General features: G+C 44.6%; 16 protein-coding genes and 1 pseudogene. 2 read left to right on the top strand and 15 right to left on the bottom strand.

Annotated features, from left to right (window positions below; translation table 11 throughout):
* Positions 1–22 precede the first annotated feature (22 nt).
* Positions 23–3,331, bottom strand: a complete 3,309-nt coding sequence (locus BN1546_RS14965; RefSeq protein ID WP_090738121.1) for a pectinesterase family protein — start codon at positions 3,329–3,331, stop codon at positions 23–25.
* A 187-nt stretch (positions 3,332–3,518) separates the two neighbouring features.
* On the opposite strand from BN1546_RS14965, the gene BN1546_RS14960 reads away from it, so the two are divergent.
* On the top strand, positions 3,519–4,358 hold the full coding sequence (locus BN1546_RS14960) for a helix-turn-helix transcriptional regulator (protein ID WP_090738119.1): 840 nt from the start codon (positions 3,519–3,521) through the stop codon (positions 4,356–4,358).
* A 227-nt stretch (positions 4,359–4,585) separates the two neighbouring features.
* On the opposite strand, the gene BN1546_RS14955 is transcribed toward BN1546_RS14960, so the two are convergent.
* The 8 genes from BN1546_RS14955 to BN1546_RS14925 form a co-directional block, all read right to left on the bottom strand.
* Positions 4,586–5,623: a threonine aldolase family protein gene (locus BN1546_RS14955; RefSeq protein WP_090738116.1), complete on the bottom strand. Its 1,038-nt coding sequence runs from the start codon at positions 5,621–5,623 to the stop codon at positions 4,586–4,588.
* Positions 5,610–6,071 carry a MarR family winged helix-turn-helix transcriptional regulator gene (locus BN1546_RS14950; protein WP_013373204.1) on the bottom strand — a complete coding sequence of 154 codons (462 nt, stop codon included), beginning with the start codon at positions 6,069–6,071 and terminating at the stop codon, positions 5,610–5,612. Before BN1546_RS14950 ends, BN1546_RS14955 begins: the two co-directional genes overlap by 14 nt.
* 154 nt (positions 6,072–6,225) lie before the next feature.
* Positions 6,226–9,336 carry an efflux RND transporter permease subunit gene (locus tag BN1546_RS14945; protein ID WP_090738114.1) on the bottom strand — a complete coding sequence of 1,037 codons (3,111 nt, stop codon included), beginning with the start codon at positions 9,334–9,336 and terminating at the stop codon, positions 6,226–6,228.
* The gene (locus tag BN1546_RS14940) at positions 9,333–10,754 is read right to left on the bottom strand and encodes an efflux RND transporter periplasmic adaptor subunit (protein ID WP_025674661.1); all 1,422 of its coding nucleotides are present in this window, start codon (positions 10,752–10,754) and stop codon (positions 9,333–9,335) included. The genes BN1546_RS14945 and BN1546_RS14940 overlap by 4 nt, the downstream gene beginning before the upstream one ends.
* Before the next feature lie 174 nt (positions 10,755–10,928).
* Positions 10,929–11,579, bottom strand: coding sequence for a response regulator (locus tag BN1546_RS14935; protein ID WP_025674660.1), 651 nt, complete (start codon positions 11,577–11,579; stop codon positions 10,929–10,931).
* A complete protein-coding gene (locus BN1546_RS14930; protein WP_025674659.1) occupies positions 11,576–12,820 on the bottom strand; it encodes a sensor histidine kinase in 1,245 nt (414 codons plus the stop codon). The genes BN1546_RS14935 and BN1546_RS14930 overlap by 4 nt, the downstream gene beginning before the upstream one ends.
* A gap of 249 nt (positions 12,821–13,069) precedes the next feature.
* A complete protein-coding gene (locus BN1546_RS27335) occupies positions 13,070–13,240 on the bottom strand; it encodes a hypothetical protein (RefSeq protein ID WP_013373210.1) in 171 nt (56 codons plus the stop codon).
* Positions 13,241–13,258: 18 nt separating this feature from the next.
* Positions 13,259–13,453 carry an H-type small acid-soluble spore protein gene (locus tag BN1546_RS14925; RefSeq protein ID WP_013373211.1) on the bottom strand — a complete coding sequence of 65 codons (195 nt, stop codon included), beginning with the start codon at positions 13,451–13,453 and terminating at the stop codon, positions 13,259–13,261.
* A 231-nt stretch (positions 13,454–13,684) separates the two neighbouring features.
* Here BN1546_RS14925 and BN1546_RS14920 point away from each other — a divergent pair, with 231 nt between their 5' ends.
* A complete protein-coding gene (locus BN1546_RS14920; RefSeq protein WP_090738112.1) occupies positions 13,685–14,884 on the top strand; it encodes a macrolide family glycosyltransferase in 1,200 nt (399 codons plus the stop codon).
* Between the two features lie 76 nt (positions 14,885–14,960).
* Here BN1546_RS14920 and BN1546_RS14915 read toward each other — a convergent pair whose 3' ends face one another.
* The 6 genes and pseudogenes from BN1546_RS14915 to BN1546_RS14890 all read right to left on the bottom strand — a co-directional run.
* Entirely contained in the window at positions 14,961–16,376 is a 1,416-nt protein-coding gene (locus BN1546_RS14915; RefSeq protein WP_090738110.1) for a glycoside hydrolase family 32 protein, read from the bottom strand.
* 83 nt (positions 16,377–16,459) lie between these two features.
* A complete protein-coding gene (locus tag BN1546_RS14910) occupies positions 16,460–17,287 on the bottom strand; it encodes a carbohydrate ABC transporter permease (protein ID WP_090738108.1) in 828 nt (275 codons plus the stop codon).
* Positions 17,287–18,171, bottom strand: a complete 885-nt coding sequence (locus BN1546_RS14905; RefSeq protein WP_013373216.1) for a carbohydrate ABC transporter permease — start codon at positions 18,169–18,171, stop codon at positions 17,287–17,289. The genes BN1546_RS14910 and BN1546_RS14905 overlap by 1 nt, the downstream gene beginning before the upstream one ends.
* Positions 18,172–18,232: 61 nt before the next feature.
* A complete protein-coding gene (locus tag BN1546_RS14900) occupies positions 18,233–19,558 on the bottom strand; it encodes an ABC transporter substrate-binding protein (RefSeq protein WP_013373217.1) in 1,326 nt (441 codons plus the stop codon).
* Positions 19,559–19,722: 164 nt separating this feature from the next.
* A complete protein-coding gene (locus BN1546_RS14895) occupies positions 19,723–20,727 on the bottom strand; it encodes a LacI family DNA-binding transcriptional regulator (protein ID WP_090738106.1) in 1,005 nt (334 codons plus the stop codon).
* Between the two features lie 135 nt (positions 20,728–20,862).
* Positions 20,863–20,964: pseudogene (locus BN1546_RS14890) on the bottom strand (SUMF1/EgtB/PvdO family nonheme iron enzyme); the annotation flags it as partial.
* Between the last annotated feature and the right edge of the window lie 93 nt (positions 20,965–21,057).

The raw sequence follows: 21,057 nt of genomic DNA, 5'->3' as shown, positions 1-21,057 counted from the left end.
GCTTATCTATTGAACATCAAATTTATAGACGCCAATTCCAATGATCTGTCCCGCTCAGAACAGCTTCAACAGTGTACTGGTTTGCTTCGTCAGCTGTAAGCTGTTTGGCCCAAGGTACACGCCCGCTACTTCCTGCACCTGGTCCAAAGTTGTCGAATTCTCCAAATCTTGCGGTCTGCTCATTGGATTCCTTACCCCAATTGTTCCAACCACCCGGCTTGATATGGTCATCCATATAGGTCTTCAAAAAAGTAACATGAGCGTAAGGACGCCATGGTCGCCCAAGATCCACCTTGCCTGTCAAGCCAGCTTCGGTTGTCAGACGACACTGAGTAAATACAAAACCTGGCTGGTTCTCTTCTGTTGAAGCTGCGGTTACGTATCCGGCACGCAGGCTGTGTATGATCGAATTATCAAACACAGCAGGTGCATTGCCAAATATAAAATCCACACTGCCACTGATGTAGCTGTCCTTAAAATACTGTCTGCCACGGTTTACGAGCAAAGTATCCTGTAGGCCGGTAATTTTGACATTATGATACTTGCCACGATCACCTTCGGCATATAACGCTACAGCCTGCACCTGCCCGGTCCCTTCTGTGTTGGCGACCGTCACATTTTCCATCACAAAATCAGGACTTTGCACACGCATGGTATAGCTGTTGCTCGTTCCTAATTCTTTCCCGTCCACTATGGTCTTGGCTGTATCATCAAAAGCAATGATCGTTTTGTCCCGATCTTCTCCGATAATGCTCAGATTTTTTTTGGAGGAATTCACCTTTATTTTTTCACGGTAGGTACCGTTTTTGAGATGGATAATAGTCCTTGTGTTGCTGTTGTCAGGGACTGCATCAATAGCTGCCTGGAGAGATGTATAGTCAGCAGGGCCATAGGTCGATACAACCACACTAGTGGGAGAGGTTCCTCCTGAGTCTGTTAGCTTGCGGACCTTAACATTGCTGAATTCCGACGTATTGTAATTCCATACATCGTTTTGTTGTTTGGATGCATCGGTAGCTAGCCCGAACAGTAAGGGTTGATTCTCTGGAAAGTCCACGACTGCTTCACCCACTTTGTCCCAATTTGTTAGACCATCGGCGGATATCCATCCGGTCAGCTTTTGCCCTTGTCTCACCAGACGAACCGAATATGGCGTTGTAATAAATGTTTCCATTGACGCGCGCTTGGTTTTACCATCTGTTTGATCACGACTAATAAGAGTCCCCTGTTTACCATATTTAACAAATGCTAAAGACATAAAGGCCATTTTTGATCCAGGCTTCAGTGATTCACGAATCATTACACCTGCTTCGGCATTATCATCCACAGGAGTAATCTTCTCCACACGGGCTGTAATTTCACCGTCTCCCTCCCATTTCTGATAAGCATAATGGAAAAGATCAGCCTGACCGTCAATGTCTCCCGCCGATTTCAGTCGTATGCTGCTGCCGTTTGCATCTTCTTTTAATACCTGAGTATGCCCTTTGATATAGCCATCGTTGCCCTCAGAGCCAACCTCTTCGCTGAGCCAGCTTCCCGTTGTTACAGTCGTGTTGACGTGGATGGTAACAGGATTGGAAAATGTAGCAGTTCCCTTGCGGTCTGTCACACGTGCAATAATGTAATGGGTGCCGTCCGTCACATGATTCCAACTGATTTGATAAGGCGCATTCTCTACTTTTCCAGCAAGTTTGCCGTCAATGATAAATTCAACGTGGGCAATGCCATCTTGGTCCTTGGCGGTTGCAGTTATGGTCGCATCACGTCCGGCTTCCAAAATATCGTTATGCTTCAGCGAACGTCCGCCTTCATCCGACACCTGAACGACGGCCTCCGGATTATCTACCTCACTTCCATTGGACAGCTTCTCAATGAGATCATTTAAATAGACTTCCAGATTCGTATAGCCCTTGGCAAAATGAGCATACTCGCCTGTGCCGGCAAGCTCCTGACCGTTGCGGTCGTCTGCATTTTTGGGGTCCAGCCCATGGGCACGTTCCCATTCATCCGGCATGCCATCATGATCACTGTCAGTAAGCTCCGTGTTGGTTACGCTATAATCATCGTAAATCCAGCCTGCCTCACGCGGGGAGTTGATAAACGCACCCGTTCCATTCTTCACATCATTCATAATGCGGGCGTCCACCGCATCTCTTCTTGGCAGCGTGGCTCCTGAACCAGCAAGCACCTCAGTGTATGCGGTCTGTGCATCTGTCGCTTGATATGGACCATACGCATCCGGTGAAATCCCGTTGTCGTATTCCCCTCTGACTTCAATCGGCTCTGCCAAACGAGTGGAAGGGTCAATAATCGATCCAATGGATGTTCCAAGCTGCCAGTTGTCCTTAGCAACCGATTCGTTGCCGTACATGTAGTTGCCACCAATAAACATGCGTGTTTTATATTTTTTACTACCCACGTCTACAAAGATTTGACCGCGAACATCCTTATATGTGTTGGGGCCATACTTATAATAGTTATTCAGCACATTATACGATCCTTCACCACCACCGTATGAAGAGAAAAATCCCCAGTTATAAATGACATTATTGGTCATTTCCACAGCGTCGATTTGTTTTTTATCGGTTGGGAAACGCGGGTTGCGGCTTGCATTGTGTGCCAACAAGTTATGATGATAGGTGGAATTTCGACCACCCCATATGCCGCCATAGCCGTGGCGACCTTTTTGGTGCGTGGTCATTAGCATACTTTCGGACGCAATGGACCATTGTACCGTCGTATTTACGTTATCGTACAGACTCAGTACCTCATCCACAGACCAGCTAAAGGAACAGTGATCAATCATAATGTTTTTATGATATCTGGATCCTAATGCGTCATCCTCACTGGGGTAACGGTCGGTTAATCGAAAACGCAGGTAACGGAGAATGACGTTATCTGCATCAATCCCTGTCGTGTAATCGCTTACAGTTATGCCATCCCCAGGAGCTGTCTGACCCGCAACCGTCAGGTTGTTGCCCAGGATTTTAAGTGGCTCCTTAAGATGAATGGTTCCACCCACCCGGAATACGACCGTCCGATTATCGGAGCTGACCGCTGCACGAAGAGATCCGGGGATCACCTGCTCACCTTTGCCGTAATCCTCCAGCGTGGTAACTTCGTAAACTTCACCTCCGCGTCCACCGGTAACATATTTACCGCCACCTTCAGCCCCCGGAAACGCCGGAATATTCGTCGCTATTTTTTCTACTTTTGCCATCTCTGTCCCTACCGCAGTCTCTGCTTGAATCAGTGGTGGGCACAAGGTCAACAACAATGAACCCACAACCACATTACATAGCACCTTTCTCCATGTACGCTGCTTGCTCATATTCTGTTTCCTCCCTAAGATTTTCTTTCACACCAGCGCATACTTTTATAAAGGAATGATCCGAGACGTTCAGAAGTGTTTTCACCTCCTTTCATCAATCTTTTCTGCTTTTACCGTGGGCAGGTGTCATATATACTATAGATATATGAATGCGCTTACTTATCTTAATTTGCAAAGGAAGAAGCACATGAATGAAATGAAGGTAGACAAATATATCATCGGAGAACAACAATTCTCCATTCATCACATCTACCGTACCGGCTTCACAGTTATGCCCAGACCTCATGTTCATGAGAACTATGAGCTGTATTTTTTGCTGCAGGGCGAACGCATCTACTTTATGAACGGCAAGGTATACACCGCTCGCAAGGGCGATCTGATATTCATCCTCCCTCATGACTTACACTCTACCGCCAGCACGCAATTGGAGGAAACAGAACGCATTTTGATTCATTTTTCTCCGACGTTTCTCCCACCGCAGGATCGTGACATTCTGGATCTACCGCCGTATCAGCAATCCGCGTTGCTTCGCTTACCGGCTAGAGAACAAGTCGAAGTTGAACGACTGTTCCTGCAAATGAATAGCGAATGTAGGAACAAGCAGCCTCTGCATGAGCGTTGTGTACAGCATTTGCTGCTGGAAATGCTTATCCTAGTGCACCGATCGGAAGCGGCCGAGCGTAGTGAACTTATTTCATCTCATCCCATGCATCAGAAAATCACAGAAATTTCGTCTTTTATTCAGGATCATTTCAATGAGCCGTTAACTCTCGAACAAGTGGCCGCCTGCTTTTTTATTAGTCCAGCTTACCTAAGCCGCATCTTTCTAAAATTGACTGGCTTTCATTTCAGCGAATACATCCGCGTCGTGAGGGTTAGGGCGGCTCAAACCAGACTGCGAACCACCAAAGACAAAATCCAGAGCATTGCGGAGGATGTCGGCTTCGGTCATGCCTCCCATTTTAATAAAATCTTTAAAAAAATAACCGGGCTCTCCCCTCTTCAATACCGTAAACAGGTTCGATAGGTATTCAGTGTAAATAATTAGGCGCTAATTTTATACATTCGCTCTTGTCTTGTTTTTCCATTTTTATATCTACTTGCTCTTTCATGGAACTAAAGGCGAGCCGCCTGGATTAGGTAATTTACACGACAAAAAAGCCATACTTCGCTGCAATATATGCAACGAAGTATGGCCTATTACATCATCTATTTTACCTCTACAAGATGATACTCATCGTTTATCCGTGACCTCTATTGTAATGCTTTGATATCCTGAAGCAGCATTTCAATATTTTCTTTCTTTGTGGCCCAACTGGTGCAGAATCGAACAGCAGTATGTGTATCATCAACCTTTTCCCAAAAGGAGTAAGTATATTTTTCACTCAACGCCTGTAATATGCGATCTGATATAATTGGAAACTGCTGATTGGTTGTAGAATGATACAGGAAAGAAAACCCTTGCTCGGTTAATCCTTTTTGCAGCAACATGGCCATATCTATGGCGTGTTTGGAAATCTCAAAGTATAAACCGTCCTCAAACAGCGTTTCAAACTGAATGCCCAACATTCTGCCCTTAGCCAGCAGCCCTCCCTTTTGCTTGATCATGTATCTGAAATCTTTTTTTAAAGCATCATTTAGGATAACGACGGCTTCTCCCATCATTGCTCCAATTTTAGTGCCGCCAATATAAAACACATCGCACAGCATTGCTATATCTGCTAATGATACATCGCTATCCTCTGCAACCAAACCATAGCCTAAGCGGGCTCCATCTATAAACAGCGGTAAACCATATTCACGACAGACTTTACTTAACACTTCCAGCTCCGATCGGCTATAGATCGTTCCATTCTCAGTCGGTTGAGAAATATAAACCATCCCGGGTTGTACACAATGCTCAGGAGCAGAATCACTCCAGTGAGCGTCGTATAGTTCCTTTACCTGCTCACCCCGGATTTTCCCATCCTCGCTTGGCAATGTCAGTACTTTATGTCCAATAGCCTCAATTGCTCCGGTCTCATGCACAGCAATATGTCCAGAAGTTGCCGCAATCACACCTTGATGCGGACGCAAAATCGAAGAAATGACCGTTGTATTGGTCTGTGTACCTCCAACCAAAAAGTGTACATCCGCATTTTCGGAGTCACACGCCTTTTTAATATAAGCTCTGGCTTTTTCACAATGATCGTCCATACCATAGCCTGGCGTTTGTTCCTCATTCGTTTCCAGTAGTCGCTGTAATATACGTTCATGGGCACCTTCAGTATAGTCGCATTCAAATCGTATCATTCTGTATCCTCTCCGAAATATCCAATTTCTTCTGAATTAACAACATAGAAGCATGTAATTCTTCAATCTCTATTTCTGAAAGTCCTTGAACTAATCTTAGAATTTGCTCATCAGACCTTTCATTCAATTGGTTGTAGAACGTTTTTCCTTTAGGTGTCAGACGAATTAGATTTGTTCTATTATCCACCGTTGAATTTTCCTTAACAAGAAAGCCCTCTTTGCAAAATTTAGCAATGATCCTGCTCATATAGCTGCGATCAATTTTAAGAGATTCGACCAGCGTATTCGCAATACATGGCTCGATCAACCCGATCTCTATAATGACACGTGCCTCGGTAAAGGAATATCCGCTATCCAGCACATGTCTATCTAAAACACCAAGTAAATTCGTATAGAACCGATTAAAACGCCTCATATCCGCTATGATATTAGCATCTATATTGACCATAACTCCCCCTATTTAGTGGACTTTTGCAACAATTATAGTACTGATATTTGTTGACTATGTCAACAAATAAAAAGATCGTACATGAAGACCTTCGCCTCATGTACAATCCGTATTCTAAAAGAAATATTGAAGTATATTGTTTTTCTGTATTTACCTACAAGGTCAATGAGCTATCGGTGTTTATAGACTTTTCCTGCTTCTGCTTCCGCTTCAGCTTCAGATGAGCTACGACCATATACAGCGTCGGAACGACAAACAAGGTTAAAATGGTCGAAAAGATCAGGCCAAAGATAATGGTCGTTGCCAACGGTTTGAAGAGAATTTCTCCTATGGTGGCGATAGGGATCATCCCCACAATCGCAGTTAGCGAAGTAAGCAAGATCGGACGGAAACGGGCAGAACATGCCATAAGGATCGCGTCTGTCAGTTCAGCTCCTTCACGGCGCGCATCTTCAATAAACTCTATCAATACAATACCGTTGCGCACAACGATACCAGCCAGTGAAATGATCCCCATAATACTCATGAATCCAATTGGCATGCCTGAAATAAAGCTTCCAAGAATTCCGCCTGCCGCTGCCAGATACACAGTGGTCATAATAATAAACGGTGTGGAGACGGAGTAAAACTGCATCGTGATCAAGAGCAAGATGAGAAAAACAACGATAATAGCTAATTTGCCTAAATCTGTAAAAATATCAGATTGCGCGGATGTTTCTCCTCCCATCTCCCAGGTGTAGCCTGGTTCAAATTGTGTATGGGTTAGTTTGCTACGGATGTCATTAGTGAGTTCTGTAGCTGTACGCCCATTCGCATTGGCTGAAATCGTTACCGTTCGTTCCAAATCATAGCGGTGGATTTGCTGAATGGAAAAGTCCGGTTTCATCGTGACTAACTGGGATAATGGAATTTGCTCTTTTGCTGCATTGGTTACACTTAATTGTTGGAATAATACCTCAGGATCATCGTTTGGTTTATTCATGTATATATTTATATCCAGCAATTCCTTACCTGTATCAAAATCCGTTACATTGACCCCGTCACCCATTAACAGCAGAGTACGCGTCAAATTGGAATAGCTAACCCGATATTTATCCAAGGCTTGTGGGTTGACTTGGAAATTCAGATTATAGCTTTGCATCCCCATATTATCGGTCACGTCTAGAGCTCCGGGGGTACCCGCAACCATTTCTTTGACTTTAGCTGTCATGTTTTGCAGTTTATCAATGTCTTCTCCCTTCATCCGGATAGACACCGCACTGCCGACCGGAATACCTAATTGAGGAACCCGAATGCTGATCAATGCAGATGGATATTTGGCTTGCAACGTATGAGTCCAGCTATCCACTGTTTTCTGGAGATCGAATAGTCCCTCTTTTCCAACGACAGCAAGTTGACCGTTGACCGCTCCCCCGGAGCCGTGACCGCCTGCAACATCGCTGTACATCTGAGGCGCTCCTCCACCCGCCGTTGCCGACAGCCGCTCTGTTTCTGGTTGTTTTTTGACCCACAGCCCAATCTCGTTAATTACCCGATTGGTTGCCTGTAACGATGTTCCTTCCGGCATCGTTACGCTGATCGTGGCATCCGCCTGATCGGATTCTGGGAATAATTGAATGGGAACAACCGCAAGTAATCCATAAGCTGCCGTACCCATCATAAGACCAATCATCGCTGTTAAAAGCGGACGCCGCAGTATTCTTGGCATCCAGTTTTTAGAGTACACATTGGATAAAGACTGGATTTGATGACCCAGAAGCCCGGGCGGCTTAACTGCTTGGTTACTCTGTTTCCCTTTACGGCGTTGATCATACCATTGACGAAAAATAGGAATAATTGTTAGCGACATAATCATGGAAGCTAGCATCGTTAACGAAATAACGGTAGGGATCGGTTTAATAAAGTCTCCGATATTACCCGGCAGGAATAACAGCGGAGCAAATGCTGCAACCGTAGCTAGTGTAGCTGTAATAATCGATAAGGATACCTCTTTGGTTCCTTTAATAGCTGCCTCTGTAGCATTTTCCCCAAATTCAGAGCGTCGGCGTTCAATGTTGTCATTGACCACGACGGCATCATCAACCAATATCCCTAGCACGATAATGAGTCCGATGACTGAAATTTGATTCAGCGTAGTTCCTGTCATGGGCAAGAAAATAAAGCCGATGGCGATGGAAACAGGAATGGCCAACGCCACAAATGCAGAAGTTAGCAAATTCAAGCCTAAAGTACATATCACAATGACCGATAAAATAGCGATAATCATCTCTTTGGTCAGGTTTCCAAATATTTCACTCACTCGATCATTTTGGGCAAAAAGCAGCTCAAAATGTACATTCTTCGGCAAACTGCTCGCAAGTTGATTGATTTTGGCTGTTGTTGCTTTGGATACCGTTGGCACATCTGTTCCTATATCTCCGCTTACACTGATCGAAATAGCAGGCTTGGTATTCACATACGTATAACTAGCTGCTTTTTTAAAAACAAGTGAGGCAGTACCTATATCCTTCAGAGATATCGGAAATCCATCGTCATTGCTTGAAATCTGGACGTTATTTAGAATCGATGGATCCGTTGAGGCATTCACCGTCAGCTGATAAGTACGCTCATTGAAATCCATACTTCCTGTAGGCACTCTGTCATTCTCATCCTTGATCGCTTGAACAACCTGCTCCCAGGAGATGTTATATTGTTGCATCTTTTGCGTGTCTAAGCTAACTCGTACCTCTTGCTCAGGTATTCCTTGAATATTAACCTGCGAAATACCGGGGACTGTTTTTAATTGATCTTTCCATTTGTTCATTAATTCATTTAATGAGTATAAATCCTCAACCTTATCAGAGGTGATCGCATATGAACCAATGAAAGAGCTAGTCATGCTATCATTGATTATAGGCTGCATCGCATCGTCTGGAAGCTCGGATTGTGCATCCTGCACCTTCGTACGAAGATCAGCCCATACTTTTGTCGGATCCGCATCATTCAAAGCTTCTATGATAATACTGGATTGGCCTTTCGATGAAGTAGAGGAAATCGTTTTGACACCTTGTACAGCTTTAATTTTCTGTTCCATGATCTTAGTAATGGTTTGCTCGATTCTTTCAGGTGAGGCACCCGGATAGATGGTTGTAACACTGGCTGACATAGGAATAACATCAGGCTGCTCCTGTTTGGGCAACGATGTAAAATTAAAAAGCCCTAGCAGTATGCACATACCAAAGAAAATGAGCGTAATTTTCTGTTTTTTAACGATATATTTAATCATTCGGATGACTCCTCCGATTTCCCAAGCACATCATTCCCAATTAAATCGCCATTAAACAAGGTTCCTGCTCCTTGTGTAACAATTTGATCGCCTGCCTGTAGTCCGGAGAGAACTTCGAATTGATTATTCGTTACTTTTCCCACTTTAATTGTGGTTTTAACGGCCTTACCATTCACAGCTTTAAAAATATAAGGGTCACTTCCCGTGCTAATCACGGATTCTACAGGCACTAACAGTGCTTCCGCTTGATTCACACTTTTAGATGCGCCGATGACTTGTCCAGGTTTCCAATCCAGTTCAGGGTTAGGCAGGCTGACTTCCACATTAATACTGCCCGTTTTCGCATTCGTTGATGGGTAGATCTGAGTAACGGTCCCTGTTCTAATTTCATTATAGAGTGATATATTTACTTTTTGGTTTTTCTTCCATGATAAGATTTCGCTGTCCGGTACGGGAAGAAGTACTTTTAAGGTCTTGATATTCCCGACGACAAATGCCTCACTCCCACTGGAGCCCAGTTGACCATCAGACACCTTTTTTTCAATGACTACGCCAGCGATCGGGGAGGTTAAAGTAGCTTTTTTAAGTGACAAGGATGACTGTTCATAAGCAGCCAATGCATCCTCGTAGGTAGCCTGCGCCTGAGCTTTACTGGCTAGCCCTTGCTGCTTCGTAGCCATAGCGGTCTCCAGCCCTGCTCTGGCCTGCTCTACACCAGCTGAAGCCTGGGCACGTTGTTCCTGTGAGGCTCCCGCAAGCAAGAGAGACAACTGCTCTTGTGCGTCACTTAAACTTTTTTGTGCATTCGTTAATTCCAGCTGTGCATTCTCATTTTCCGACAATGATGCTGCACCTGCCTGGAACAGACTTTGCGTCCGTGCGGCATCCGCTTTTTTCTTATTGTAAGCATTGGTGGCCGCAGTAACCGCATTTTGTGACTGTGCAATTTCCTGCTTTTTGGCGCCATTGTTCAATTCCTGCAATTTCGATTGGGCCGCATCGACCTGGGATTGTGAACTATGAATACCCGCCTGTGCCGATTGAACAGAAGCCTCCGCTTGGCTAAGACCAGCTTTTGCCTTTTCCATGGTTGCCTTGGCCCGATCCAGCTGCAGCTGGTAGACAGATGTATCTAACTTCGCAAGGACGCTCCCTTTTTCTACGGAGTCCCCTACCTCAACCATAGTGTTCAATATACGTCCATCCGCTTCAAAGGAAACACTAGCTTCATTACTTGCCTGCAATGTTCCCGCCAGATTAAAATCATTGGCCAAAGGTTTCATTACAAGCTTCTCTACTTTTACCGGATGACTTGCTTGTGTTACAGAGTTCTCCGTTGCACTGGAGCAACCGGAAGCTACTATAGCTAATGCAATCCCCGTAATCATGATCCTGATTCCTTTTCTCTTCAACTTCATGTCATCCTCCCTGATTCTCTCTTCTAAAGGTGCTATCAGCAACCCGTGGGTCATGTAAACTTTTTTCATTTCTTTTTTCATGTTATAACAATGAACACACAAAAAAATCGTACAAAGGGGCAAGCACCTTATGTACGACTGGGCAATGAAATGACATCTATTCAGTTAACATCTCTAAAGCTGTAAAATCCCACGTTCCAACGAAACAGCAACGGCTTCAGATCTGGAATCAACACCAAGCTTATTATAAATATTCGTTAAATGCGCTTTGACGGTACGCTCGGAAATCCCCATATCAAATGCTATTTCCTTGCTTTTAAAACCGTGTGCAACAGACTTTAATATATGCCTTTCCTTATCCGTAAGAACTAAGCTGCTCTCGCGGGATTCTAGCTTGGCTTCTTTCTTATTCGTTGCAGCGAACACCCTTGCTGTTATTTCTGGCTGAAGCAACGTTTCACCCCTTAGCGCTGACTCAATCGTGCGAAACAGGTTTTCCCGGCTGGTATCTTTCAATAAATATCCTTTTGCCCCCAAAGAAAGTCCCTTAATCATTAAATCATCTTCGTTATAGGTAGTCAGGATAATGACAGGTGTTTCATTTTGTTTTTCTCTGAGGGCTTTCATTGTTTCCAAACCACTCATTTGTGGCATATATAAATCTAGTAATATGACATCCGGTTGAAGCTCCTCGATCAGTTTAAGAGCAGTTGCACCTTCTCCGGCCTCACCAATAACTTCATAGCTGTCATTGGTCTCCAACACCAGCTTTAACCCTTCTCTAACGACCCAATGATCGTCGACGATTAAAATCTTGTATTTCATAATAGGTCTCCTTTAGTAAGAGGCGCCTCTATTTTTATAGCTGTACCTGCTTGCAATATACTGTTAATATTTATGTTTCCACCCAGCATCCGTACACGTTCATGGATCCCTATTATTCCGTAATGTCCTGTTTGCTTGGCAATAATATCTGTATCAAATCCTTTTCCATCATCACGAATCTCAATTTCAATCTTACCTTCGTTATCCAAAATATTAATCCATACGGTATTCGCGTGTGAATGCTTGGCTACATTGGTTAAACATTCGCTTATAATAAATAGTCCATGCTCGAACAGCAGTCTGGGGACTGAAGCTTTAATTTTGATGTTGCGTATGACACGAATGCTCGTAGCCATTGTAAATCGCTGTATTTCTTCCTCCACTGCTTCTGCAAAATCAACTTCCGAGATCGTTTTCGAACGCAGATTGTCTATGGCTCGCCTTGAATCAGACAATGTCCTCCGTACTTGTGACATCGATTGTTGGACAATCTCTTGGGCTCTTTGCGTACTTCCTTTGCTCAGATGAGCGTCAATGGCTTCCAGCTGCATGATTAGCCCAGCAAGCCCTTGAGCCAGCGTATCATGCAGATCACGGGCCATGCGTTGTCGTTCATTGGCAATTGTAAGTTCTTCCACCTTTTGATGTGCGATTTCAAGCTCTTTCAGAACATTTTGTGTGCGGATTCGTGCCTTGACTTGTTTGAGAAAAAGAACCGCATAAGCAACTATAACAACGACAATTAGAAAAAATAGCGGGATGAACAGCACAAATTGCCTGCCGTCATTGTGAGAGACCACAGCCACACAAAAAAGAACGTAGGAGATCAAAAATACAAGAATGACCTTGAGCGGCTTATAATAAATACCTATACTCTGACCCACCAAAACGGGCATTAAACCCACTAGTACTATGGAGAAACTTTCAGGTAGAAGAAATGCACTTGCAAAGATCAAGCCCCCTTGTATCACAAAATAAGCCCATGAAAAATATTTTGCCACTCGATGAGCATGCAGGTACAAGAGGATGTGCAATATGATAATTATAGTGAACAAAGAACTTTGCAGCAGATTTAAACCACCGAACAAATGTTGAAGAATGACAGACTCACTATAAATTATAAAAACCCATATGATCGTTAATATTTTTGAAATATCCTTGTTCTCAACTTCACCTTCACTTTTACTCTCACTTGTTTCCGGATTTAGATTTTGAACCTGAACATTAGATGCATCGTTCATAATTCCCTCCTACAATTCTGAATTCAGCTTTTCAACTTATTAAGATATGCCGCTATGACGGCCTGGTCCATTTCGTTTGAACAAAAATCATTTATATATCATTTTACAAAAAAACGAAAGGAAAAAAACGTACACATGGGCAGTTTCACTTGTACGTTTGGGCATTGAGTACTTTTTGTTCGATACTATCCATTATGGCGTCATATAAAAAGCACGCAGCAGGTTATCCTGTGCGCGCTTGACCACTCTCTATTCTTCTTCCAACTCATCTGGCACATCATATTTATTGATATGTGAAGTCATTGCTGCAACAGCTTCGCTGGCATCCGTGGTGGCCGGTACTTCTCTGACCACATCATCCGTCTGATCCCGAAAATTCAAACGATCTGCCTCGATCTCTTTCTGTTGATTCGGTTTCATTTTTCATGTCGCTCCTTTCTATTCAAGGGTCTGATCTCGTTCTGTTAACGCGTACAAAGGCACTTCCCGTTCCTCTTCCGGGTTATTCAGCGCATAGATTCGTGCCGTCTCACGCTGTTCATTCACATGCTGAATATAGATGGGTAACCCATCGCACAACACATTTGCCATGATGGGAGAGGACGCTATTTCTTGTGCTCTTTGAACATTCATTTTAGAAAAAACCTCCCTTGCTAAATAGCGTTCGTCTTTACTATGCACGAGGTAAATATTTGTTATACACATTTCATGTCAACAAGCCCTTGTCCTTATTGTTTAGAATTGTGTTGGCGAATTTTTATGAAAGGATATCATTTGAAAAAATAAATATTATTGTTATTATGGATTGAGAGATTCAGTTAAAACTGCATCTTAAATGAAAGAGAAGGAAAGGAGCAAGGATGGATGTTAAACGTATTAATGGTTAATTTTCCGGCAGAAGGACATGTAAACCCCACGCTTGGGATCACGCAAGCCTTTGCAGCACGAGGGGACCAGGTTCATTACATTACAACTGAGAAATACAAGAATAGACTCGAAGCAGTTGGAGCGAAGGTTCACCTGCATCCTGATCTGGTCAGGACTGCTTCCATTGATACCAACACTCCGGCAGGACTGAACGCATTTATGAATATTCATATCCAGACTTCGATGGACATCTTAGCCATCATCCAGGAGCTGTCCGAGCGTATTCAATTTGACTTAGTGTTCTATGACCGATTTGGAGCCGGTGAATTAGTGAGAGATTATTTGAATATTCCAGGCATCTCTTCATCCCCATCTTTTCTCATTTCAAATCATCAGATGGCAGCCAATCTCTTTCGCTCCGACGCTAAAGTACCGTTTCAGCCTGATGAACAAGTCACGACTTCACTTCATCTCATGAAAGAAAGATTCGGTGTTGCTCCCAAAGAAATGGTTCAATTTATGAACAATTCAGGGGCTTTGAATGTTGTGTATACGAGTAAATATTTTCAACCGAATGGTGAACAATTTGGGGATGAACATCTTTTTATTGGTCCCAGCTTTCCGGAGCGTAAAGGAGAAAATTCATTCCCGCTGGACAGACTACAGGATAAAAAGGTTTTGTATATTTCGATGGGAACTGTTCTGGACCACACTGAAGACTTTTTTAACACCTGCATTGAGGCTTTTTCCGATTTTGAAGGCATCGTCGTGATTGCAGCTGGCGAGAAAGCTGACTTTACGAAAATTAACCCGGCCCCTGAGCACTTTATCATCTCGTCTTATGTTCCTCAATTGGAGGTATTACGTCATTCAGATGTATTTATTACTCATGGTGGAATGAACAGCGTGAATGAAGGAATTCACTTTAATGTACCCTTGGTCGTGCTGCCTCAGGACAAGGATCAGCCCATGGTCGCGCAACGGTTAACTGAACTTCAAGCTGGCTATCGAATAACTAAGGATCAAATCAATACACAAACGTTAAGAGATGCCGTACATGAGGTCGTGTCAAACGCAGCGTATAAAGAGGGCGTACAAAAAATAAATGACAGCTTCCAGCAATCCGGCGGTACCAAAGAAGCTCTCGCAAAAATTGATGCTTATCTTGATGCTTATCTGCAACATAAGCGCGCCTAAAATCACACGAGCAAAATGGCCACAAAAAAACAGGAATCTGACCATCCACGGTCAGGTTCCTGTTTGTGGTGCGATTCTATGCGAGGATATCCCACTTCTGGAACGAGACAATCGTACATTTTCCGCTCGCAAACGCACGAATACCTGTTGATTCCATTCCGGGATACACTCTTCCGGTGAGAACATATTCACCGTCGCCGATGAATATTTCCACAGAGCTCTTATCGACGAAGATCCGCAGCTCTAGACGTCCCTCTTGTAAGCCTAAGGGCACTCTTCTCTCTCCGCCCGGTCCGATACCGGCACGCTCACGGTTAAAACGGAACAGACCGTCATCGGGACGATACGAGAGTACAGTCTCCTCTTCGCCGCCCACCCGCAGCTTCAAGCCGAATTCATCAGTGTTACCAGCCTCAAACTCAAATACCGCCTTCAGTTCGTAGCTATCTCCGAACGTCTCCATGATCTGCTCGCCTGTCAGCAAGATATCCCGCTGTTCGAACAGATTGGATCGGTAATTTACCACCTCTTCAAGCGGACGGAACAGCAATCTGTCGTGGTCGATCACCGCTTCCCGCGGAAGACTCATCGCACCAGCCCAGTGGTGTCCCTGCTGGGTTGGCATCTCCGACTCCCACATATCCATCCATCCGATGATGATACGCCGCCCTTTATCGTCCAAGGTTGACTGCGGGGCATAGAAATCGAATCCGTGATCTACCTGAGCATACTGCTCTGCCGTAAATGTTCCAGCCTCCGCATTGAAATCACCTATACCGTACATGGTGGAATGCAGATTACGGTATGCTTCTCCCTGAGCAGGCATGCGCTGTGGAGACAGCATGAATACGTGCCGACCGCCAAGCGGGAACAAATCCGGACACTCCCAATTATCGCCGTAGCGTCCGTCACTCACAGCCAGCACATTGACATACGTCCAGTTTCTCAGGTCTTCAGATCTGTAAAGCAGTACAAGCCCGTTCCCTTGGGCATCATTAGAGCCAAGAACGACGTAGTATTGATCTTCGTGCCTGAACACCTTAGGATCACGGAAATCTTTGCGGCTGACCCTGTCCGGTATGGCGTCATAACCGATGACCGGATTGCCCTCCCACTTTTCGAATGTCACCCCGTCTTCCGATACTGCAATTCCCTGTGACTGCTTGTAATCCTGATCCTTGTCAGGCCCGGTTACAACATGTCCGGTATACATCAGGACAAGCTTACCGTCCTGCTCAACCGCACTGCCGGAGAAGCAGCCGTCCCGGTCGAACTCACCGTCCGGAGCCAAAGCGACCGGCAGATAGTCCCACTTCATAAGATCGCGGCTGACTGCGTGTCCCCAGTGCATCGGTCCCCACACCGATTTATACGGGTAATGTTGATAGAACAAGTGATACTGCCCGTTATATTGAATGAAACCGTTCGGGTCATTCATCCAGCCAAATTCAGCCATTAAATGGTAGTTCAAGCGATAATCCGACCGAAGCATATGCTTCGATTGGGTAATAAATTGATCAGCATTTTCTCTCGTATATACTCTAGTATGTTTGATAAGGCATCCTACTCCTACAGTTATTTAATCGAACCTTGCATAACACCCTGAATAATGTACTTTTGGGCGAACAAATAGATGATAATGATCGGAAATATCGTCAGTACCAAACTTGCCATCAATGGACCATAATCCACTGTATAGGTCCCATAAAAGTTGTACGTGGACAACGGAAGTGTCCTCTGCTCAGGATCAACCAGAATGAGGGAAGGCAGCAGAAAATCATTCCAGATCCACAGTACATTGAGAATAGAAATAGTGGCAGTCGTGGGCATCAATACCGGAAACACGATCCTGAAGAATGTCTGAATCCGTGTGCAGCCGTCAATTAGCGCCGCTTCCTCCAGTTCCTTCGGAATACTCTTTACGAATCCATGATAAATGAAAACAGCCAGCGAACTGCCAAAACCGATATACATGTAAATCAGCGACCACTTGCTGTTCAGTAGATCAAGTGAGCCGTAAATTTTCACCAATGGAATCATGATGGCCTGGAATGGGATGATCATGGAAGCTACCATCAGCATAAATGTATATTGGTTGAACTTGGTATTGTTTCGGACAAAGTAATGAGCCGTCATCGCTGCGAACAGTGAGATAAACAAGACACTTAACACTGTTATAACCAATGAGTTGGTGAAGGCAGCGATATAATTCATTTTATCGAATGCATTCGTATAGTTGGCCATATTGAAGCTCTCTGGAAGAGATAACGGATTCGAGGTAATGGCCATGTTTTCCTTGAACGAATTGATCAGCAGAAAGACGAACGGTACGATGAACAATATGAGTATCACTGTCAGCACAATGAATTTGATCATGGAGGAAGCGATTTTTTTGCTTGCCATTACGCCTCCACCTCCAACTTCTTACTAAAATAAACCTGAAGCAGAGTGATGAGAGCAACCATCAGGAACAGCACGAATGCTTCAGCCTGGCCCACACCATAATCACGGGAAAGGAATGCCTTTTCATACACATGCATCGATACCATTTGAGTACTACTGAACGGCCCGCCTTTTGTGAGTGCGAGGTTGACGTCATAGACCATAAACCCACGTTGCAGGGACAAAAATATACATACGATGAAAGAAGGAACCATCAAGGGCAGCACCATTTTTCGCAGTCTGGTCCAGCTGTTCGCCCCATCAATGCTTGCAGCCTCCATAATATCATTCGGTACACCCGTCAATCCTGCAATATAAATGACCATCATGTAACCCGCGTTCTGCCACACGGTTACAATCACGAGTGTCCAGAACGCTTTGTCAGGATCAGCCAGCCAAGTCGTGCTGAGCGCCTGAATGTCGGCATGTTGTCCCAAATAGACAAGCACGTTGTTGAAGATAAACTGCCATATAAAACCGAGTACAATGCCGCCGACAAGGTTGGGCAGGAAAAATCCTGCCCGGAAAATGCTCTGTCCTTTTAACCCTTTAGTCAGCACATAAGCCAGCATAAAAGCGATAACATTGATAAGAACAACGGTATAAAATACATATTTGAGCGTCAAGGCGAACGATTTCCAAAACTCAATATCCCGAAAAACGGCCAGATAGTTTTGGATGCCAACCAGCGATAGTGTCGTGGAAATACCATCCCAGTTTGTGAACGTCAAATAAATGCCGTACAAGAATGGAATGATCATTACCGTTATGAAGGCAAACAAGGTTGGCCCGGTGAACAGCAGCCGTGTCCGTAGCCGGTTCCATACTCCTTTTTCCGCAATCATGGTGATCCCTCTCTTTGTTTCGGATTTCTCTCTCTATTTCCGGGTAATTTGACAATAAGCCTTATTTTACGGTTTTCCAGTAGTCTTCGATTTCCTTAGCCAGTGTTGCGCGATCGCCCTGTTTCGCCAGATATTTTTGCATGGAAGATCCTAGCTTAGACCAGTGGTCAGCTGGCAGCAAGCTCATCGACTGCTCTGACTTGCCTTTTGCAATATAATCCTGGATGGACTTGCCAAGTGGATCAGCCGCAGGCAGTGTAATATTTTTGAACGCCGGGATAATGTTCGCTTTGTTTACGAGGAAATCCTGACCTTTCGCATCATAAACGATCCAGTTCAGGAACTTCTTCGCTGCCTCTTGTTGTTCCGGCGTACTCTTCTCCTTGTCAATGACAATACGTTTGGAAACAGCGGATGAAATCTCCTGATTGCCGTAGTCATCGGCATTGTTGCTGATGGGTACAGGCAAGAAACCATATTCTTTGTTAGCGGTATCAAAACCGCTGATTTGCGGCCATGCCCAGTTGCCCATGAACCAAATGCCAACCTCGCCTTTGCCGAGCAACTCCGGTCCACGCTCATAAGCACCTGCCAGTGGGGAAGCCTGATCGATATTGTATTTCATCATGACGTCGAATGTATCCATAAGTCCGTTAAATACTGGATTGGTAGCCAAGTTAGCCTGGCCCGCTTTCAGTGATGCTATGAATTTGTCCACTTCAGCCATGTCTTTGTTCTGGCCTGCATAAGCAAGTGGCAAATAATGAGCACCTAGGGACCAGTCCATTGGCGAAATCACCAATGCTTTCTTCCCGGATGCCTCGATTTGTTGAAACAGTTTTTCAAGGTCATTTCGAGTTTTAATTGTGGTGGGATCGAAGCTTCCGCCTACCGCTTTATCAACAACCGCTTTGTTATAAATGAATCCGTAGCCTTCAACAGCCAGCGGAAACGCGTAATTTTTACCGTCAACCGTCGTAGCTGTGGTAGCGTTTTCAACAATGTCCTTATTCCACTTCTCTCCGCTTAAGTCGAGGATACGGTCCTTGAATTTCTCCACATCACCTGTATCTAGCATGGTCATGGTTGGCGGGTTTCCGGATGCATACAATGCAGAGGCACGCTCAAAAGGCGAGCCACCGGTCGGAACCGGCTGGATTTCAACAGTGATGCCGGGATTATCTTTCTGGAACGCCTTGGCGGCATCCTCCAGTTGTGAAAGGATTTCACCTTTAGAGTTCAAAAGTGTAATTTTCACATTTCCCGCATCCGCTGATCCCCCTCCAGAAGCCGAATTACTTCCTCCTCCGGAGCCGCCACATGCAGACACCACCATAACCAAAAGAAGCAGCATTACCATCCATTGAACTCTTTTGAATTTCCTCACTGTTGTCATCCCCCTATTTCTATAATGGCTGTGTACTCTTAAATAAAACGCTTACAAACGGATTATATGTCAAAGATTCAATCTCTGTCAATCGTTTGACATGTTAAACCTTTAACATTCTTTTAAAAAAAATCTGTTCCCCTTGTTAGAGGAACAGATTTCATTCAGGTCGTTGCACGTTCAATCAGTTCAACAGGCAGCCGATTAACAGGCTGTACCTGCTCTCCCTCTGCCTGTCTACGAATCAGCTCGACCGCCAGTCTACCGATCTCTGCAATTGGCTGTCTTACCGATGTAAGTTCAGGCGTCAGCCAGGAAGCAGCGCTTACGTCATCAAAGCCTACAATACGTACATTCTCCGGCACATGCCGTCCGGCGCGGATATATTCTTTCAATGCAAAAGCGGCAATAATATCGCTTGTAGCAAACACCCCATCCACATCCGGATGTTCATGAACGAGTTTGGAGATCATTCGCTCGTACTCCTTTTGGTCGAACACATTCAAGTCCGTTTGAACGATCACATGCTCGATACTATGCCTGTCCACAACATCTTTGAATGCTTTAGTCCGCTCATTGGACAGCATGTTCAGCTCCAGATTTCCACATATATGTGCAATTTTCCGGCACCCTTTGCGAATGAGCAGCTTCGTGGCCAGCTCGCCTCCGCGATAATTGTCCGAAGATATGTACGGAATATACGGGTCAATCTGCCTGTCAAATGTCACAATCGGTGAATTCAAATGTCGGTACTCTTCTACCTCCAGGGTATGACTCCCCATAATGATGCCGTCTACCCGGTTTCGTTTCAACATATCGATATACACTTTTTCCTTCACGGGATCCATATGTGAATTGCAGAGTAGAACCTTGCACCCCTGCTGATAGGCATAGTACTCCACCTGATTAGCAAGCTCACTAAAGAAAGGATGCGAGACATTGGGAATAATAAGGCCGATAATATTGGACTGCTTGCGTAGCAGGGATCGTGCTATTTCATTCGGTTGATAATTAAGCTCTTCCATTGCATCGAACACTTTTTTGCGTGTAGTTTCGCTGATATAGCCCCGGTTATTCATTACACGGGATACTGTAGTGACCGACACGCCCGCTTTTAACGCCACATCGTGAATTGTTGCCATATGAACCTCTTCCCGAACAAAATACATACATATAAACTATACCCTCTCCTCACCATTTCGACAACCTTGGGTATTATGTTAACTCATACATAAAACAGCGACAGCCGTGGACGAGAACTCGTCCTCAACTGTCGCTGTTTCATTAACTACCGTGTCCCTTTAGTCTCCGTAACAATCCCAACACCATTCCCTTACATTGCCAGACATATCGCAAATTCCTAACTCGTTGGGTTTTCGTATACAGTTTCCAGATAAGTATTTGTCTCCGGCGTTATTTCCTTGTTTATGTTGTAATACGGTTTTAAGCCCTCATCCTGCTTTCCCCGTGAAGAAATGCCAATCGCTCCCGTTCGTTGA

The organism is Paenibacillus sp. Mc5Re-14, assembly GCF_001049835.1.
Taxonomy (GTDB): domain Bacteria; phylum Bacillota; class Bacilli; order Paenibacillales; family Paenibacillaceae; genus Paenibacillus; species Paenibacillus polymyxa_C.
The sequence above is the reverse complement of the archived record's forward strand: the minus strand, read 5'-3'. Positions and strand labels throughout refer to the sequence as shown.